This is a genomic window from Alphaproteobacteria bacterium, assembly GCA_020638555.1.
In the GTDB taxonomy this organism is placed as follows: domain Bacteria; phylum Pseudomonadota; class Alphaproteobacteria; order Bin95; family Bin95; genus JACKII01.
The window spans coordinates 371,956-389,386 of the sequence record JACKII010000002.1 but is presented as its reverse complement, the minus strand read 5'-3'; the positions used below and the strand labels follow the sequence as shown (position 1 = coordinate 389,386).

The 17,431-nt window shown below is 68.1% G+C and carries 15 protein-coding genes; 7 read left to right on the top strand and 8 right to left on the bottom strand.

Annotated elements, in window-relative coordinates:
* Window positions 1–5: 5 nt before the first annotated feature.
* Window positions 6–1,175 carry a succinyl-diaminopimelate desuccinylase gene (gene dapE / locus H6844_07740; GenBank protein ID MCB9929290.1) on the bottom strand — a complete coding sequence of 390 codons (1,170 nt, stop codon included), beginning with the start codon at window positions 1,173–1,175 and terminating at the stop codon, window positions 6–8.
* 20 nt (window positions 1,176–1,195) lie between these two features.
* Window positions 1,196–2,029 (bottom strand): 2,3,4,5-tetrahydropyridine-2,6-dicarboxylate N-succinyltransferase, encoded by an 834-nt coding sequence (dapD, locus tag H6844_07735; protein MCB9929289.1) that lies wholly within the window; start codon window positions 2,027–2,029, stop codon window positions 1,196–1,198.
* A 255-nt stretch (window positions 2,030–2,284) separates the two neighbouring features.
* Between dapD and H6844_07730 the strand changes: the two genes are divergently transcribed.
* The gene (locus H6844_07730) at window positions 2,285–3,061 is read left to right on the top strand and encodes a hypothetical protein (protein ID MCB9929288.1); all 777 of its coding nucleotides are present in this window, start codon (window positions 2,285–2,287) and stop codon (window positions 3,059–3,061) included.
* 34 nt (window positions 3,062–3,095) lie between these two features.
* On the opposite strand, the gene H6844_07725 is transcribed toward H6844_07730, so the two are convergent.
* The 3 genes from H6844_07725 to H6844_07715 form a co-directional block, all read right to left on the bottom strand.
* Window positions 3,096–3,785 (bottom strand): pyrimidine 5'-nucleotidase, encoded by a 690-nt coding sequence (locus H6844_07725; protein ID MCB9929287.1) that lies wholly within the window; start codon window positions 3,783–3,785, stop codon window positions 3,096–3,098.
* Between the two features lie 137 nt (window positions 3,786–3,922).
* Window positions 3,923–5,032, bottom strand: coding sequence for a mandelate racemase (locus tag H6844_07720; GenBank protein ID MCB9929286.1), 1,110 nt, complete (start codon window positions 5,030–5,032; stop codon window positions 3,923–3,925).
* Between the two features lie 307 nt (window positions 5,033–5,339).
* A complete protein-coding gene (locus H6844_07715; protein ID MCB9929285.1) occupies window positions 5,340–5,552 on the bottom strand; it encodes a hypothetical protein in 213 nt (70 codons plus the stop codon).
* 395 nt (window positions 5,553–5,947) lie between these two features.
* On the opposite strand from H6844_07715, the gene H6844_07710 reads away from it, so the two are divergent.
* Window positions 5,948–6,655 carry an ATP-binding cassette domain-containing protein gene (locus tag H6844_07710; protein ID MCB9929284.1) on the top strand — a complete coding sequence of 236 codons (708 nt, stop codon included), beginning with the start codon at window positions 5,948–5,950 and terminating at the stop codon, window positions 6,653–6,655.
* On the opposite strand, the gene H6844_07705 is transcribed toward H6844_07710, so the two are convergent.
* Window positions 6,656–7,213 carry a hypothetical protein gene (locus tag H6844_07705; GenBank protein MCB9929283.1) on the bottom strand — a complete coding sequence of 186 codons (558 nt, stop codon included), beginning with the start codon at window positions 7,211–7,213 and terminating at the stop codon, window positions 6,656–6,658.
* Window positions 7,214–7,361: 148 nt separating this feature from the next.
* Between H6844_07705 and H6844_07700 the strand changes: the two genes are divergently transcribed.
* Window positions 7,362–8,855 (top strand): M81 family metallopeptidase, encoded by a 1,494-nt coding sequence (locus H6844_07700; protein ID MCB9929282.1) that lies wholly within the window; start codon window positions 7,362–7,364, stop codon window positions 8,853–8,855.
* Between the two features lie 349 nt (window positions 8,856–9,204).
* Here the strand turns inward: H6844_07700 and H6844_07695 are convergent, their stop codons facing one another.
* Both H6844_07695 and H6844_07690 read right to left on the bottom strand, forming a co-directional pair.
* Window positions 9,205–10,374, bottom strand: coding sequence for a fumarylacetoacetate hydrolase family protein (locus H6844_07695; GenBank protein ID MCB9929281.1), 1,170 nt, complete (start codon window positions 10,372–10,374; stop codon window positions 9,205–9,207).
* 4 nt (window positions 10,375–10,378) lie between these two features.
* Window positions 10,379–11,110, bottom strand: coding sequence for an HAD-IA family hydrolase (locus H6844_07690; protein MCB9929280.1), 732 nt, complete (start codon window positions 11,108–11,110; stop codon window positions 10,379–10,381).
* A gap of 83 nt (window positions 11,111–11,193) precedes the next feature.
* Between H6844_07690 and H6844_07685 the strand changes: the two genes are divergently transcribed.
* From H6844_07685 to H6844_07670, 4 genes are all read left to right on the top strand, one after another.
* Window positions 11,194–12,681, top strand: a complete 1,488-nt coding sequence (locus tag H6844_07685) for a bifunctional 3-(3-hydroxy-phenyl)propionate/3-hydroxycinnamic acid hydroxylase (GenBank protein ID MCB9929279.1) — start codon at window positions 11,194–11,196, stop codon at window positions 12,679–12,681.
* A 365-nt stretch (window positions 12,682–13,046) separates the two neighbouring features.
* The gene (locus H6844_07680) at window positions 13,047–14,396 is read left to right on the top strand and encodes a cytochrome C (GenBank protein MCB9929278.1); all 1,350 of its coding nucleotides are present in this window, start codon (window positions 13,047–13,049) and stop codon (window positions 14,394–14,396) included.
* A gap of 344 nt (window positions 14,397–14,740) precedes the next feature.
* Window positions 14,741–15,355, top strand: a complete 615-nt coding sequence (locus H6844_07675) for a FecR domain-containing protein (GenBank protein ID MCB9929277.1) — start codon at window positions 14,741–14,743, stop codon at window positions 15,353–15,355.
* Window positions 15,352–17,280, top strand: coding sequence for an adenylate/guanylate cyclase domain-containing protein (locus H6844_07670; protein MCB9929276.1), 1,929 nt, complete (start codon window positions 15,352–15,354; stop codon window positions 17,278–17,280). Before H6844_07675 ends, H6844_07670 begins: the two co-directional genes overlap by 4 nt.
* The last annotated feature ends 151 nt before the right edge of the window (window positions 17,281–17,431 follow it).

Sequence of the window (17,431 nt, the reverse complement as noted above, 5' to 3'; positions counted from 1 at the left end):
AGCCCCTATGCCCGCGCGAACCAGGTGTCGAGGAAACGGCGGTAAATCCGCGTCAGGCCTTCCAGTTCGTCGAGCCGCACCTGCTCGTCGACCTTGTGCGCCCATTCGCTGATCAGGCCGAACTCGATCACCGGGCAATAATCCTTGATGAAGCGCGCGTCCGACGTGCCGCCGGTGGTGGACAGGTCCGGATCGCGGTTGGTCTCGGCCTTGGCCGCCGACGCAACCAGGTCGGAGAGCGGGCCCGGCGGGGTGAGGAAGCTCTCGCCGCTGACCATCACCTCCAGGTCATAGGGGAAGTCGACCCGGTCGAGCCGCTCCCGCACCCAGGCTTCCACATCGGCCGAGGTGTGCAGGTCGTTGAAGCGCACGTTGAAATGCGCCTTGGCCTTGGCCGGAATCAGGTTGTGGGTCGGGTTGCCGACATCCACCGACGTGAGTTGCAGCGAGGTCGGCTGGAAATGGTCCGAGCCCTCGTCCAGCGGCTCCGCCGTGATCTCGTTCAGCATGCGGACCAGCGGGTGGATCGGGTTTTTCGCCTGGGCCGGATAGGCGACATGGCCCTGCACGCCGTCGACCCGCAAAATGCCGGATAGCGAGCCGCGCCGGCCGATCTTCAGCATTTCGCCCAGATGGTTCGGGTTGGTCGGCTCGCCGACAATGCAGGCGCCGAGTTTCTCGCTGCGGTCGGCGAGCTTGGTCAGCATGCGCTTGGTGCCGTTATGGGCCGGCCCTTCCTCGTCGCCGGTGATCAGGAAGGCGATGGAGCCGTTGGCCGGCGGCCCTTTCTCCTCCAGATAGCGCCCGACGGCGGCGATGAAGGCCGCGATCGCGCCCTTCATATCCACCGCGCCCCGCCCGATCATCACCTTGTTTCCGTCCGAGCCGACAATGTCGGCGGCAAAGGGCGGGTGGCTCCAGTCGTCGGGATTGCCGGGCGGCACCACGTCCGTGTGCCCGGCAAAGCAGAGCGGCGGCGCATCGCTGCCGAGCCGCGCATAGAGATTGTCCACGTCCGGCGTGCCCGGCGTCGAGAACGGCATGCGCTCGCAGGCAAAGCCCATGGGCTCCAGCGCGCGCTCCAGCACGCCGAGCGCGCCCTCGTCGACGGGGGTGACGCTCGGGCAGCGGATCAGGTCCTGCAGGATTTGGACCGGGTCGGTGGCATATCGCATGGCCGGCGGGCCTCCCGCCCTCAGTCGCGCAGCAGGTCGTTGATGGAGGTCTTGGCGCGGGTCTGCTCGTCCACGGTCTTGACGATGACGGCGCAATAGAGGCTGGGCTTGTCCGGCCCCTGCGGCAGCGAACCCGGCACGACGACCGCATAGGACGGCACGGTGCCGATGTGGATCTCGCCCGTGTGGCGGTCAATCACCTTGGTGGACGCGCCGATGAACACGCCCATGGAGAGCACCGCGCCCTCGCGGATGATCACGCCTTCCGCCACTTCGGAGCGGGCGCCGACGAAGCAATTGTCCTCGATGATCACCGGCTCCGCCTGCAACGGCTCCAGCACGCCGCCGATGCCGACGCCGCCGGAGAGGTGGCAGTTGGCGCCGATCTGGGCGCAGGAGCCGACGGTCGCCCAGGTGTCGACCATGGTGTTCTCGCCGACATAGGCGCCGACATTGACGAAGGACGGCATCAGCACCGCGCCCTTGGCGATGAAGGCGGAGTGGCGCACCACCGCGCCCGGCACGGCGCGGAAGCCGGCGGCGGCGAATTCCGCCTGGCCCCAGTTGTCGAACTTGCTCGGCACCTTGTCGAACCAGGTGGCGTTGCCCGGCCCGCCCTTGATCGGCGCGGAATCGTTCAGGCGGAACGACAGCAGCACGGCCTTCTTGCACCACTGCCGCACCTCCCACTCGCCGCCGATCTTCTCGGCGACGCGGACCTTGCCGCTGTCCATGGCGTCCAACGCCTCGTTCACGGCCTCGCGCACCGCGCCCTGGGTGCTGGCGGAGATGGCGGCGCGGTCCTCCCACGCCTGATCGATGGTTTGGGCGAGATCGGCAAACGAGCCAGCCATGGCGGGAACGTCCTCTGGTCAGATGTCGGGGCATGAATGTCGCGGCGGAACTTGGCGGAGCGCCAGCCCCCTGTCAACGACATGCATCGCCGGTCGAACGGCAGGCATTTGCCCGCTTTTGCAGCGCGCAATGCACAAAATAAACGCAAAATACTTGCGTCAATATTACCATCCTTACTGACATTTTATATTATATAATTGCAAATGATGGGAAGTAACAATTTCCCTAATTGCCAAATATGGACGCATTTGCACATGCTCGTGACACGATTCGCCCAAACCTTGGGCACTCTCTCCGCCGCGGCGACCTGCCTGCCGCTGCTGGTGATCGCCGCCGGCGCCGCGCCGGCCCTGGCCGAGGAGGCCGGCCCCACCATTCCCGGCGAATTCTCCGCCAATGTCGCGCTGACGACCGACTACCGCTTCCGCGGCATCAGCCAGACCGACAAGAATCCGGCCATCCAGGGCGGGTTCGACTACAGCCTGGCCATTGCGGACCCGATCAGCCTCTATGCCGGTATCTGGGCGTCCAATGTCGACTTCCAGGATGGCGACCAGGCGCAGGTGGAAATCGACTATTACGGCGGCGTCACGGCCGAATACATGGGCGTCGGCATCGATGTCGGCCTGATCTACTACACCTATCCGGGCGCCTCGTCCGGGCTGGACTACGACTATTTCGAAGGCAAGATCGATCTCAGCTACAGCCCGATGGATGGCCTGACACTGGGAGCTGGCCTCAACTATTCGCCGGACTATTTCGCCTCCAGCGGCGATTTCTACTACCCGCATCTTTCGGCCGAATACACGCCCGAACTGGGCTTGCCCCTGCCGCTGACCTTGTCGGCGACCTATGGCTACAACTCCATCGACGACGAGGCCGCGTTCGGCACCCGAAGCTACCACGACTGGAGCGCGGGCATCGCCACCAGCTACAAGTTCATCACGCTGAAACTGCAATACATCGACAACGACCTGAACGGCTCCATCGGCGACCCGACGGCGGTGTTCACCGTCAGCGCCAGCTTCTGAGCGCCCTCCCCGTTTTCGCCCCGCCGGCCGCGCCTCAGCGGCTGGCGGCGGCGGCTTGCAGCCAGCGGGTCAGGTCCTCGGCGATATAGTGGATGTGGTCGCAGGCGGGCGTCGGCCCCGCATTGGCGCGCTCGTTCTCGACCCAGACCGTGGTCATGCCGATCTGTGCCGCCGGCGCCAGGTTCCGGGCCATGTCCTCGAAAAAGATGGAGCGCTCGGGCCGGACGCCCGTGGCCTTCAGAAACTGGTCATAGGCCGGCATTTGCGGCTTCGGCACATAGTCGGCGGCGGCGACATCGAAGATGTGGTCGAAATGGGCGGAGACACCCAGCCGGTCCATGATGTCGACCGCGTATTTCACCGTGGCATTGGTGAACACCACCTTGCGCCCCGGCAGTGCGGCGATGGCCCGGTCCAATGCCGGTTCCGGCTGGATCTGGTCCAGGTCCAGGTCGTGGACGAACTCCAGAAACGTATCCGGCGCCAGGCCGTGCTCGATCATCAGGCCGCGCAGCGTCGTGCCGTGGTCGGTGCTCCACTGCGCCCGCAATTGCTGCGCCTGCTCGCGCGAAATGCCCAGCGTGCGCTGCAGATACAGCTCCATTTTCGCGCCCATGGCCGGGAACAGGTCGTATTTGCGCGAGCAGTAAAGCGTGTTGTCCAGATCGAACACCCAGCAGTCGATATGGTCGAGATCCCCGGATTCCGGATGCGTGCGGCGCATGAAAGAAAAACCTCAGTTGCCTTCGACGAGGCGGTGATAGCCGAAACGGCCATGTCTGACCAGTCGGCCGTCCCGCGGACCGGACACGATCCGCTGCGGGCGCCGGCGGACCATTGGTATTTGGGGTGATTCCGCCCCTACCGCAACACGGCCACGGTTTTCTTTTCCACCAGGGCAAAGTCGATCTCCGCCCCCAGGCCGGGCTTGTCGATGGCGTGGACCAGGCCATTGGCGTCCGGCGCGGGCTCGTCGACCAGGCCGTATTTCTGCGCCTCGGCCGGCATCAGCACCTCGAACAGCTCGCAATTCGGAATGGCCATGGTGACGTGCAGGTTGGCGACATTGTTCAGCGAGTTGCCGCCATGGTGGATTTCGTAATTCATCTTGAAGGCCTCGGCCAGATGCGCCGCCTTGAGAATGCCGGTGATGCCGCCCTTCACCGCCACGTCGCCCCGCAGATAGTCGGTGGCCTGGGTCAGCAGCCAGGGGGCGTAGGAATAGAGGCCGCCGGGCGAATACTCGGTCGCCATGATCGGTATGCGCAATTGCTGGCGCAGCTTGATGTAGTTGGTGAGGTCTTCCTCGTCCAACGGATCCTCGTACCAGTAGAAGCCCAGATCCTGGATGGCGAGCCCGACCCGCAGCGCCTGCGGGTAGTCATAGCACCAGGTCGAATCGAGCATGAGCCGGTAGTCGTCGCCCACCGCCTCGCGCACGGCCTTGCAGACCGCAATGTCCTGCTCCGGCACCGTCGGGGGATGGATCTTGTAGGCGGCCCAGCCGGCATCGCGAATCCGGACGGCCTCTTCGGCATAGGCCTGCGGCGAGGCCAGCACGGCGCTGGAGGCATAGGCGGGGCAGGACGAGCGAAACCGGCCGATCAGGTCGCAGATCGGCAGGCCGGCGGCCTGGCCGGCAATGTCCCAAAGCGCCACGTCCACGGCGCCGATGCAGCGCAGCGTCGTCATGCGCGCGCGGCGGTACATGGCCTTGTAGAGCCGTTCCCGCTCCAGCGGGTTCTGGCCCATGACGATGGGCTTGAGATAGGCGATCAGCGACTGCCCGTCCATCTGGCCGCCGCGGGAGGACGAGCCGAGAAAGGCATGGCCGGTCAGGCCCTGATCGGTCTCGATCCGCAGCAGCCCCATTTGCGAGGAACCGCCGAACTTGCCGGTGTGCTGGCCGTACTGGGTCGCCGGGATGTCGTCCCAGGCAAACAGGGTGAGCGTGACGTCGGTGATTTTCATGGGGCGCGGTCCTCCGTTGCGGGTGGCCCCGCCATTGAAAAGCCTTCCCGCCGCGACCGCCAGACCCTTCATCGGGACCGTTCACAAGGGACCCTGCCGAGCGGCGCCCCGCGTGCGCCGCCGGGCGATCCGCACACACTGTGACGGCGGTCACCGGGTACAATCGGGCAAACGCGTATGGTGGCCGGGTCAGGAGTGAGACCGGACGTCGAACGGTTGGGGCTGGGACGCTTGGCGACTCAAGCCGGCGATCGGCCCCGCTGTTTGGCGCGCGGCGGAGGCGAACAGCCTCCGCCGCAACCGGCGCTCAGAGCAGCGCATTTGCGACCAGCGAGATGCCGACAATCAGCAGCGCCATCCACGCCACCACGGCCATTTCGGCGGCGACGGAGATCGAACCGCCCGCCGCAGCGGGGCGCCCGCCGAACAGACGCTTCATCGGTCGAAAAGCGAACACCGCGGCCAGCAGGCAAAAGACACCCACGAGCGCGTAAACGAACGGATTGGCATAAGACGGCATGACGTGTGACCAGGAGCCGGGCGAACCTACCGCTCAAGGCGCAGCGACACCCGCCGCTGCGCACGGTTTCCATTCCGGCTTGCCGATCATTTCTCCCCGAACCGGCAATCCGCAACAGGATTATCAACCCAGCATCCCCGCCGGGTCGACAGGACCGAAACGGCGGCTGTGACCAACATTGGCATGGGCGCCCGCGCCCGCCGTCCCTATACTCCCAGCCGTCACATCGTGCTACAAATCGGTACCGCAGCCACGGAACAAGGAACCGCCATGCGCCAGGATTGGGCCGACCACCCGCGCGAGTCCCGGAGCGTCGCCATCGCCCGCCTGGCGAGGCGCGCGCGCCATGCCGCCGCGGCCGAGATGTCGGGCTTCTCCGCCGCGCGGGCGCCGGCATGACCTCCGCTCTCACCCTGACCGGGCTGGAAAAGGCCTTCGGTGCCAAGCGCGTGCTGCAAGGCGTCGACCTGGAAGTGCCGCAGGGCGCCACGACGGTGCTGGTCGGCCCCTCCGGCGGCGGCAAGACCGTGTTGCTGAAATGCGCCGCCGGCCTGTTGCGGCCGGATGCCGGCCGGGTGGACGTGCTGGGCGAAACCGATGTCCGGCACTGGCGGGATCTGCGCCCGCGCATCGGCGTGCTGTTTCAGCAAAACGCCCTGTTCGACGGCATGAGCGTCTGGCAGAACGTGGCGTTTCCGCTGCGCCGACAGGGCACCCTCGCCGGTCCGGCGCGGGAAAAGGCGTTTCACCTGCTCTCGCTGGTGGGGCTCGACGCCCGGGCGGGCGAGGCCGCACCCAGCGCGCTGTCCGGCGGCATGCGCAAGCGCGCGGCGCTGGCCAGGGCCGTGGCGGGCGACCCGGACCTGTTGCTGCTGGACGACCCCACCGCCGGCCTGGACCCGGTGCTGGCCGCCAGCATGGAACAGTTGATCCGACATCTGGTCCGCCGCGAGGGCGCCTCGGCGTTGATCGTCACGGCGGACGTTCACGACCTTGGCGCACGCTTCGACCATGCGGCCATCCTGGATGCGGGGCGGATCGTCTGGCAGGGTCGTGCGGCGGACGCCTCGGCCGAGCGGCATCCGTTGATGGCGGCGGCCTGATCACCGGAACCTGGCGCTGCCGAGGACCGACGGCACATCGCCGTTCAGATCGATGGCCAGGATGATCCCGTCGCCCGGCGCAAGGTACAGTTCGCTCAGATCCAGGACGTTGTTGCGGTGGGTGATGAGGACAAAGGGCGGTCCGCCGTAATAATCGGCGAGAAACAGCCCGAATTCCTGTCGTTGCCGGCTGCGCGTCAGGGGCGTTTTCAGCAGGTCCTGCAACAGGGGCTGGATCGAGACCTTCCCCAGGCCCAGATCGATCCCCGCCTCCACCGCGGCGCAGGACGGGCTCGTGAACACGGGCGCCTTGTCGAGCCCCGCCGCCCGCAGGCGCTGGCCGATGCGCCTGGCCTTGGCCTTGCCGGCGTCGGTTAACCAAGTCGTGCCGCCGCAGTCGGATACCGCCCCCGCATCGGGGACCGACCGATCCACCGTTTCCGGCTCGATCAGCATCAATGTCCGGCTGGGAGTCTGCAAAGCCTCCAGCCCGGGCTCCGTCGCCCAGGCCGAAAGCGGAGCCAGCACCGCCAACGCCCCCATGATCCACCGCTTCACCGCAACCTTCCCGCGCAACATCTCAGGGTAGTGCCTATCCCTACCACCCTGTGTCAACGCTGCCCAGGCCCCGGGGCGCGTTGGGCCTTGCCATCGAACCGCGTTGCCGGTAACTTTCGACCAAAGTACTAGAACAGTGGAGAAAAGGATGGCGCGCATCGCGGTCGGTGGGTTCCACCACGAGACCAACACGTTCGCGCCCACGCGGGCCAGTTTCGATCATTTCGAGCGGACCGACGGTTGGCCGGGGTTGCTGCGGGGCACCGCCATGCTGCCGACGCTGGCGGGCAAGAACATTCCGCTGGCCGGGTTTGCGGCGGCGGCACAGTCGGACTGGGAATTGCTGCCGACGGTCTGGTGCAATGCCAGCCCGTCCGCCCATGTGGAGGAAGCCGCCTACGAGCCCATCGTCCGCATGCTGACCGAGGATCTGGCGGCGCTGGGGCCGGTGGACGCGGTGTTCCTCGACCTGCACGGTGCCATGGTCTGCGAACACCTGGAGGATGGCGAGGGCGAATTGCTGCGCCGGGTGCGCGCGATTGTCGGGCCGGACGTGCCGATCGTCGCCAGCCTCGACCTGCACGCCAACGTCACCGCCGCCATGGTCGAGCACAGCGACCTGCTGGTCGGCTACCGCACCTACCCCCATGTTGACATGGCGGAGACAGGGGCACGCTGCGCCGCCCTGATGGCCCGCATCTTCCGCGAGGGCAAGCCGGCCAAGGCCTGGCGCAAGCTGGACTTCCTGATTTCGATCAACTGGCAGTGCTCGCTGGTGGAGCCGGCCCGCTCGGTCTACCGCGCCATGGCGGAGGGCGAGACCGGGGCGATCTGGAGCCTGTCCTTCACCCCCGGCTTTCCGCCGGCCGACATCACCGACTGCGGGCCCGCTGTCCTGGCCTACGCCAGTTCCTCGCCACGGGCGGAGGCGGCGGCCGAGGCGGCCGCGTCCACCATCGCGCTGCAGGAGGACGAGTTCGACGGCGGCTATTTCACGCCCGCCGGCGCCATTGCGGAGGCGAAAACGCTGCTGGAGCAAGGCGTGCATCCGGTGGTGATCGCCGACACGCAGGACAATCCCGGCGGCGGCGGCGACGGCAACACCGCCGGCATGCTCGCCGCCCTGGTGGCCGAACGGGCGGAGAACGCCGTGCTCGGCCTCTATATCGACCCGGACGTGGCGGCGAAGGCGCATGCGGCGGGGACCGGCCGCGAGATTTCCGCCTGTTTCGGCGGCTTCTGGCCCGGCGACGAGAAAATCTGCCTGCGCGCCGAGGTCGAGCGCCTCGGCGACGGCCGCTTTCACTGCACCGGCGGCTTTTATGGCGGCAACGACATGGATCTGGGGCCGATGGCGCTGTTGCGGCTCGCGGGCCACGACATCCGCGTCGTGGTCGCCAGCCGCAAGGTGCAGGCCGCCGACCGGGAAATGTTCCGCCATGTGGGCGTGGAGCCGAAAGACGCGGCGGTTCTGGTGCTGAAATCGTCGGTGCATTTCCGCGCGGATTTCACGTTCGATGGCGGCGAAATCCTGATCGCCACCGCCCCCGGCCCGGTGACGGCAGACCCGGCGGAACTGCCCTACCGACATCTGCGCCCCGGCGTGCGCCTGGGGGCGAACGGGCCGGTGCATCGAAGCTAGGCCACTTGCGGTAACGGTTGCCGCACTCTCCTGCGCAAGCGGGAGCTCATGCCTGAGCGCTTCTCAGAGGACACGGACTCTGTGTTGGCCTCTCAGGCATGGGTCCCCGCTTCCGCGAGGACAGGGAAGAGGGGGTGGTGAGCCAGCGGGGGAAGACTCCTCTCCCGGCCGCCGCGACTGCCCGGCACGCAAGCACCGTGTACCCCGGACGGTGCGGAGCGCCGATCCGGGGCCGGTTGCGGCGTGCGAACACGGGCGGACGGGGTGTTCGAAGACTGACACCGGTCCCGGCCCACCGCTCCGCGGCGGCCGGGACACAGGGGCGACCGGCCGCGGTCCCGATCCGGCCTCAGACCGGGATGCCGCGGCGCGCCAGGTTCGCCATCAGCGCCCGCGCGCCGAAGCGCCAGGGCGGCGCGTCGGTGGTGAGGCCGACCCTGTTGACCAGCCGCCCCAGTTTCGGGCTCGCGATCTCGACCCAGTCGCCGCGCTTGTGGGTGAAGCCCTGGCCCGGCGCGTCGCGGTCCTGGATCGGCGCGAACAGGGTGCCGCACATCAGGAAGGCGCCGTCCGGATACTGGTGATGCGCCGACAGCGTCTGCGCCGCCAGGTCCAGCGGGTCGCGGCTGATGGCGCGCATGTCGCTCGCCCCCTCCAGCACGAACTGGTCCTCGCCGGAGACTTTCAGGGTCAGGTGCGCCGCGCGGACGTCGTCGATGCCGAAACTCTCGTCGAACAGGCGCAGAAAGGGCCCCAGCGCCGCGCTGGCGTTGTTGTCCTTGGCGCGGCCCAGCAACAGCGCACTCCGCCCCTCCACGTCGCGCAGGTTGACGTCATTGCCCAGCGTCGCGCCCACCACCTCGCCCGAGGCGGCGATGGCGAGCGCGATTTCCGGCTCCGGATTGTTCCAGGTGGAGTCCGGATGCAAGCCGATCATGGCGCCGACGCCGACGGCGGCCATGGGCGGGGCCTTGGTGAAGATCTCGGCCATCGGGCCGATGCCGACCTCCAGATATTGCGACCACGCCCCCATCCCGATCAGCTGGGCCTTGAGCGCGTCGGCCTGGGCCGAGCCGGGAACGATGGCGGCAAGATCGGCGCCGATCTGCTGCTGGATCGTGGTGCGCAGGGCGGCGGCGCGGGCGGGGTCGCCCTTGGCCTGTTCTTCGATCACCCGTTCCAGCATGGAAATGGCGAAGGTCACGCCGGCGGCCTTGGTCGGTTGCAGGTCGCTGGGCGCGAGAAAATGGGCGCCCCGGCGGCGGTCGGGCGCGCTCTCCGCCAGCAGGGCGGCGAGGTCGCCGATGGGCTCGCCCGCGGCATGGCGGACGCGGGCGGCACGGTCAGGCGCGTTCAGCACGTCGGCCATGGTGGGAAAGGCGCGGGTGATGTCCACCACACGGCCGCCGTCGATGCGCACGACGCTGGGGCCGGCCACGGGCGCGGGCCGCCACACCCGGCCGACGAGCAGGCCGTGATCCTGCGGCAGGATCGCTTCGGGCGAGAGGGCGACGGTCATGGGCTCAGGCGTCCTTCAAATAGTCCGGGTCGGTCAGTTGCCGGGCCAGGTCGGCGAAATCCACCGCCTCCGCCATGTAGTAGCGCCGTTCCGGCAGGGCCGGCGCGCGGGTCTCGCCGTATTCGGAGGGACGGTCGACATAGGCGGCGGCGAGGCCGGCTCGGACGGCGTGTTCCAGGTCGCCGTCGGCATGGGCCGCGACCATGACGGTTTCGTGCGGGGCGCAGCCAATCAGGCGCGGCGCGGCGAGATAGGCCGCGCGCTCCGGCTTGTAGGCCGGCAGGAACTCGCAGGAGAGAATACCATCCCAGCCGATGCCCGCCGCCTTCGACGACGCCACCACCGAGCGCCAGGAGAGCACCGTCAGCACCGTCACCGTGTAGCGGCTGCGCAGGGTCTCGATCGCCGCGGCGGCATCCGGCCAGGCGCGCAGCACGTGCCAGGCGCTCGCCAATTCGTCCTTCTGCCGTTCGCTCAGAAAGGCCGACGGGAAGCGCGGCAGCACGTGGTCGAGGGCGAGCCGGTGCAACCGGTCGGAGTTGTGGCGCGGCAGGCGCCCGGCCCGCACCTCGGCCAGCAGGCGGAACATGGTGCGGCGCCAGTCGTTGGCGAAGGCGCGGGCATCGACGCCCGGCAGCATCGCCGCGACGGCCGGCGCGATCGTGCCGTGCCAGTCGAACACGGTGCCGCCGACATCGAAGGTCAGCGCCTTGTAACGGTGCCAGGGCGGGCTCATGCGGGCCAAGTCCTCTTTTCGGATCGCGCGTTTGCCGTCATCCTAGAAGCTCTGCCCCCGCCTTTCCACCGTCGAGGCCCGCCTTGTCCCTTCCCGATCGCGTTCCCGTGCTGGTGGTCGGTGCCGGGCCGACCGGCCTCGTTGCCGCGCACTTGCTGGCGACCTATGGCGTCGAAACGCTGCTGGTGGATGCGCTGCCCGAGCCACTGGACATCCCGCGGGCGGTCTCGTTGGACGACGAGGGGTTGCGCACGCTCGACGCCTGCGGCCAGGCGGAGGCGATGCTGCCGCAACTGCGGCATTCGGAGGGCTCGCGCTATTATCTGGAAGGCGGCGTTCCGTTCGCCGAGGTCGGACCGGGGCCGATGGAATACGGCTGGCCGCGGCGCAACATCTTTCACCAGCCGGACCTGGAGCAGACCCTGCTCGCACGCCTGGCGCAGCGGCCCGAAGTGTCGCTGGTGCGGGGCGTCACGCTCGCCGGCTTCCGACAGACGGCGGAGGCGGTGAGCGCGACGCTGCTGCACGAGGGCCGGCCGCACCCTGTCCGCGCCGGCGTGCTGATCGCCGCCGATGGCGCGCGCAGCACGGTGCGGGGCCTGCTGGGCGCGCGGCTGGAGGGCGACACCTATCCGCAGGACTGGATCGTGCTCGACCTGGCCCGCGATCCGAACGACGAGCCGGTGTCGCAATTCCATTGCGACCCGGCCCGGCCCTGGGTCTCGATCCCGACGCCGTTCGGCGGCCGGCGCTATGAGTTCATGCTGCTGCCGGGCGAGGACGGGGCGGAGATGGTGAAGCTGGCGACCCTGCAACGGCTGCTGGCGCCGATCCGGCCGCTGGCGGCGGAGGACATCCTCCGCGCCGTCATCTACACCTTCCACGCCCGCGTTGCGGACCGCTGGGGCGAGGGCCGGGTCTGGCTCGCCGGCGACGCCGCGCACCTGACCCCGCCCTTTGCCGGCCAGGGCATGAATGCGGGCCTGCGCGACGCGCACAACCTGGCCTGGAAAGCGGCCATGGTGGTGCGGGGCGAGGCGCCGCCGGCGATCCTGGCCAGCTATGTGCGCGAGCGGCGCGAGCCGGCCCGGGCGATGATCCGCCTGGCCGTCGCCATGGGCGAGATCGTCATGCCGCTGGGGCCGGAGCAAAAACAGTTGCGCGACGCCACATTGCTGGGCCTGCAACGCTTCCCGGAGGCGCGGGACTGGCTGTTGCACATGAAATTCAAACCGAAGCCGCGCTATGACGGCGGCCTGTTCGTGGACCTGGGCGCGCCGGAGCAGCCGCCGGCCTCGCTGGTCGGCGCGATGGTGCCGAACCCGCAGGTCGAGCGCGCTGACGGCTCGGTCGTGCGGCTGGACCGGGAGTTGGGTCCCTGGTTCGCCCTGATGGGCCGGGGCACCGAGCGGCCCTGGCCGGCCCGCGGCCCGGACCCTTACGCGCTCCAGCCGCTGCGCGCGCACCGCGACCAGTGCGTGCTGGTCCGCCCGGACCGCTATGTGGCCGCCGCCGGCGAGACGCCGGCAACCGTCGCGGCCGCCTGGCAAGCGCTGGTGTCCGGCGCCTAGGCTGCGCCACGACAAAGCGGGTTGCCGAAACCGCTCGGATCGGGCTCCACCGGGCAAAAAGACGGTTGTGGTGCCTCGTCATGAACCGGCCGCCAAGGGCTCGGGTTTGGCAGACCCTCGTGGTAGCGGCGGCGGTTATCGTCCCCGACGAACGCCTCTATCGGCTGCTTCGGATGCCCTGGCAGGAAGGGGCTCCCCTGCTGGATTTGGGTCTCCCCAGTCTGGCACCGGTGCTTGCCCAGAGGGAAAACGATATTGCCTGGGGGCAACTCGCCGCTTACTCTCTTTCGTAAGATGTTCAATGAGTATTGGGGGATATATCCTAGTAACACCACAGTAACCACCGGCAGTTTGGAGTGGTTCTTATGCCTATTTTCTTAGATCACCCCATCAAGATTCCTGTTTCCGTCAGCGGTTTTTTTCTTCTTACCATTGTCCTTGCGCCAAGCGCGCCGGCCCATGCCATTCCACCGTTTGCGCGCCAGACGGGCCTGGAATGCAGCGCCTGCCATACCGTCTATCCGCAACTAACCGCTTACGGACGGCAATTCAAGATGAACGGTTATGTCGATGGGGATGTCGACACGGCCCTCTACAAGAAAATCGGTGCATGGCTTCAAGGATCCTTCACCCGCACGAACAAAGGCCAATCCGGCGGGGCCGCGCCGGACTTCGGCGAGAACGACAATTTCGCATTGGACCAGGGCAGCCTGTTTTTTGGCGGGCGGGTCATCGACAAGGTCGGAGCCTTTGTGCAAGGCACCTATGACGGCATCGGCAAGGCCTTTGCCTGGGACAACATCGACGTGCGATTTGCCAACCGGGGCACGGTTGCGGGCGAAGACGTCGCTTACGGCGTCAGCCTCAACAACAGCCCGTCCGTGACCGATCCGTGGAACACGACTCCGGTCTGGTCGTTCCCGTTCGACGGATCGGGACTTGCGCCAACGCCCGCAGCCTCGCCCCTGCTCAAAGATGGCCTCGGGCAGATCGTGATTGGCGCGAGTGCCTTTGCCGACTGGAATTCGAGCATTTATGGCGAGGTCGGCCTCTATCACACGCTGCCCCGCAACATGATCAACGCGCTGGACGTCAGTTCCGACGGCGCCCCGAAATCGAACGGGCTCGCACCCTATTGGCGGTTCGCATGGCACCGCGACGACGGAACGAACAATTTCATGGTGGGCACGTTCGGCCTCTACGCTTCGCTCTACCCGAACGGTGAGAAGAGCGCCGGCGCGGACCGCTACACCGACCTGGGCTTCGATGCCCAGTACCAGTATGTCGGTGACCGCGACAGTGTCACCGTACGCGGCACGCTGATCCATGAAATGCAGGACTTGGCGGCGTCGGCCACGCTGGGCGGTGCCGACAGTGCCACCGGGGCGCTCAACAGTGCCGATGCAAGCATCGCCTACCTCTATGACGGGACCTATCAGTTCAGCCTCGGGGCATCCCATCTGTGGGGCGGCTCCGACGCCGCGCTCTACGGCACGCCCAGCGGCTCGCCGACGAGCACCAGCTTTACCGCCCAGATCGACTGGCTGCCGTTCAACAAGGAACCCTGGTCGGTTTATGAGTGGTTCAACCCGCGCCTGTCGCTCCAATACGTGCATTACACGCGCTTCGACGGCAGCAGCGGCAATGTGGACGGGACCGGGCGCGATGCCTCCGACAACGACACACTCTTTCTACTCCTAACGGCGACGTTCTAAACGCATAGACGGGCTAAACGCATAGACGGGCTAAACGCATAGACGGGGATCTACCGTCCAACAACGCAAGCGACACAGCCGCCCCGAGCCGGAAGACGACAACCTTCCAAACAGAACCAACCGGAGAGAGAAGACGGGGCGCAGATTCGCCAGGCTCGACTTGGCCGACGAGCCCGAAATTCTCTCGCTCGCATCGACCCGGATCGGTCCATCGGCAGCCGCGCCAGAGGACGTGCAAAGGATACCGGTGTCAAACTGGGGCCGCGGGCGGCGCGAGGCTCGTGGACCCGATCCAACGGTTCCTATACCATTCTCGGACCCGGACCTTGAGGAGGACTTGCACTATGATCCCGTCCCGGTGTCCCCTCGCCATCGTCATGCTCCTCGCCGGTCTCAGCGGCCCGGCATTTGCCCAAAATCCCCGGTCCTGCACCGTCACCGGGATGGAGGGCGAGGCCCGTTACGGCGTGAATGGGGTGTGGCAACCCCTCAAGATCGTCACGCAGCTTCCCCGCGAGGCCAGGATCAAGACCGGCCCCAAGGACCGGGTCAAGATCGCGTGCAACGACGGCATCACGGTCACGATCGGCGTCGCGACCGAGCTCGATATCCAGGATCTCGCCAGCCCTTCCAGAAGCATCTTTTTCCGGCTGGTCGACGGGGTCGTTGGCCTGGTCGCGCCGGGTCGGGGCTGGGACCGCATCGAGGTCCGGACTCCGCTCGCCATCGCCTCCGCCCGCTCGACCGAATGGCTGGTCGAGACCGCCGCCGGGGCGGAGACCGCGGTGTTCGTGCGCGATGGCAGGGTCGCCGTGGCGCCGGCCGACGGCACCCCGGTGGACCTCAACGCCGACGAAGGGGTCACCATCGGACGTGACGGCACGGCCGGCCCCGTGAAGATCTGGGGTGCGGCGCGGATCGCCCGATCCGTCGACGCCCTCGGCATGGGATGGCGATGACCCCGGCGTCCCGGCGCCGGCCGCATATCCCCCGGCGCCATCTCGTCCTTGTCGCCGTCGGCGCGCTGGTGTTCGCGCTCTGGCGCGTGTTTGCGGGAGATCCGGTCACGGACCTGGCCGAGGCCCGCCTGCTGGATCTCCGCTTCCGGCTGCGCGGCCCGATAGCACCGCCGGATTCCGTCGTCATCGCCGCCATTGACGAGGCGGCCATCGACCGGCTCGGCTGGTCCCCTCCTCCTCGCGCGGCCATCGCCGCGGCGGTGCGGACCATTCTCTCCGCCGGGCCGCGCGTCGTCGCACTCGACCTGTTGTTCCTCGACCGGACCGATGCCGATGCGGCGCTTGCGGCCGCGCTGGCGCCGGGCGACCGCGTGATCCTCGGCACCGCCGTCGGCAGCGCCCTCCGCAATCCGGCAACGGAGCGACCGCCCGGCCTCGTTCGCGCGCTGCAACGAAGCGTGTTCGGCGTGGTGATCGACGCCCCCGCGAGCGGCGGCCCCGCGAGCGCCGGCCCCGCCCCCCGGCTGTTCGCACCGCTGCCGGAGATTCTGGGCCATGCGACCCTCGGGCATGTCAACATTTCCCGTGCCGACGACACCGTGGCGCGGGAAATTCCCCTGGCCCTCCGGATCGGCGCGCAAGGCTATCTCCCCGCCCTTTCGGTCGAGGCCGCCCGCCGCCTCCTGAACCTCACCCGGGGCGAGGTGGCGTGGCAGCCCGGCCGGGGGCTCCGCCTCGGGCCGCGCGAGATCGGGACCGACCGTGCCGGCGCGGTGCCGCTCGACCATTACGGCCCCGGCGGCACCATTCCCACCGTCAGCCTGCTGGACGTGCTCGACGGACGAGCGCCCCCGGCGGTCTTCCGGGGCCGGGCCGTCTTCATCGGCGCGTCGGCAGAAAGCCTGTCGGACCGTTTTGCGACCCCGTTCGGCACGGATACGCCGGGGGCCGAGGTGCTGGCGACCCTGACGGCGAACCTCGTTGCCGGCGACCTGATCCGACACGGCCCCCGGACCGCCGTGCTGGGCACCGCCCTCGCCATTGCCCTGGCCGTGGCGCTCTTCTACGCCGCGCGGGCACGATCACCGGCGATGGCCCTTGCGATGGCGGCAGCGGTCTGGCTCGCCGGCGCCGCCGCCGTTCAACTGGCGTTCGAACGGGGCAATCTCTGGCTGGACGCCACCGCGATCCTGGCGACGCTGCTGGGCGCCAGCGCCTGGTGCATGGCGCAACGGCTGCGGGCGGAGCGGCGCCTCGCCGTCCGGCTGGAGATCGAGCGGCACAATCTCTCCCGCTATCAGTCGCCGGTCCTCGTCACCTATCTGAGTGAAGGCGCAAGGCCGGCCTTCGAAGGCCGAACGCAAGACGCAGGCGTGCTGTTCGTCGACGCCGCCGGCTACACAACGCTGGTGGAGAAGGCCTCCCCGGCCGAAACCGCCGCGTTCCTGCGCGAACTCCACCGTCTCTACGAAGACTGCGCCACGGACCATCGCGGCGTGATCGTCAGTTTCGAGGGCGATGGCGCGCTGATCGTTTTCGGCCTGCCGGACCCCCGGCCGGACGACGGCGCGTCGGCGCTCATGTGCGGGCTGCAATTGCTGAACGCGGCAACCGGTTTCCGGTCCGAAGTCTTCCCCGGCCAGCCGCTTCGCCTCCGGGTCAGCGTGCAGTACGGGCCGGTGACGGTGGCGGTGCTGGGCGGCAGGGATCACGCGCAGATCACGATCACCGGCGACACGGTCAATGTCGCGAGCCGCCTGCAAGACATCGCCAAGGCGCACGGCGTGACCTTCGTCACCGGGCGGCCGGCCATCGACGCGGCCAGGGCCGCGGGCGCCGAGGTGACGGGCCTGTTCGCCCGCCTCGCCGAAGAACCCATCCGCGGACGCAGTCAGAGCGTCGAGGTCTGGGCGCCCCAATCATAGGGGAATGTTCGCGCGTTTTCGGTCCTGGTTGAGCCACTCTCCTGCCCCATCTCCCGTGCAAGCGGGAGCCCGTGCCTGAGAGCTTCTCACAGGACACGGACTGTGTATTTTCCTCTCAGGCAGGGGTCCCCGCCTCCGCGGGGACAGAGAA

Coding starts and splice junctions, on each gene's coding strand:
- dapE (MCB9929290.1), bottom strand. CDS start 1,175: ATGCGATATGCCACCGACCCGGTCCAAATCCTGCAGGACCTGATCCGC.
- dapD (MCB9929289.1), bottom strand. CDS start 2,029: ATGGCTGGCTCGTTTGCCGATCTCGCCCAAACCATCGATCAGGCGTGG.
- H6844_07730 (MCB9929288.1), top strand. CDS start 2,285: ATGCTCGTGACACGATTCGCCCAAACCTTGGGCACTCTCTCCGCCGCG.
- H6844_07725 (MCB9929287.1), bottom strand. CDS start 3,785: ATGCGCCGCACGCATCCGGAATCCGGGGATCTCGACCATATCGACTGC.
- H6844_07720 (MCB9929286.1), bottom strand. CDS start 5,032: ATGAAAATCACCGACGTCACGCTCACCCTGTTTGCCTGGGACGACATC.
- H6844_07715 (MCB9929285.1), bottom strand. CDS start 5,552: ATGCCGTCTTATGCCAATCCGTTCGTTTACGCGCTCGTGGGTGTCTTT.
- H6844_07710 (MCB9929284.1), top strand. CDS start 5,948: ATGACCTCCGCTCTCACCCTGACCGGGCTGGAAAAGGCCTTCGGTGCC.
- H6844_07700 (MCB9929282.1), top strand. CDS start 7,362: ATGGCGCGCATCGCGGTCGGTGGGTTCCACCACGAGACCAACACGTTC.
- H6844_07695 (MCB9929281.1), bottom strand. CDS start 10,374: ATGACCGTCGCCCTCTCGCCCGAAGCGATCCTGCCGCAGGATCACGGC.
- H6844_07690 (MCB9929280.1), bottom strand. CDS start 11,110: ATGAGCCCGCCCTGGCACCGTTACAAGGCGCTGACCTTCGATGTCGGC.
- H6844_07680 (MCB9929278.1), top strand. CDS start 13,047: ATGCCTATTTTCTTAGATCACCCCATCAAGATTCCTGTTTCCGTCAGC.
- H6844_07675 (MCB9929277.1), top strand. CDS start 14,741: ATGATCCCGTCCCGGTGTCCCCTCGCCATCGTCATGCTCCTCGCCGGT.
- H6844_07670 (MCB9929276.1), top strand. CDS start 15,352: ATGACCCCGGCGTCCCGGCGCCGGCCGCATATCCCCCGGCGCCATCTC.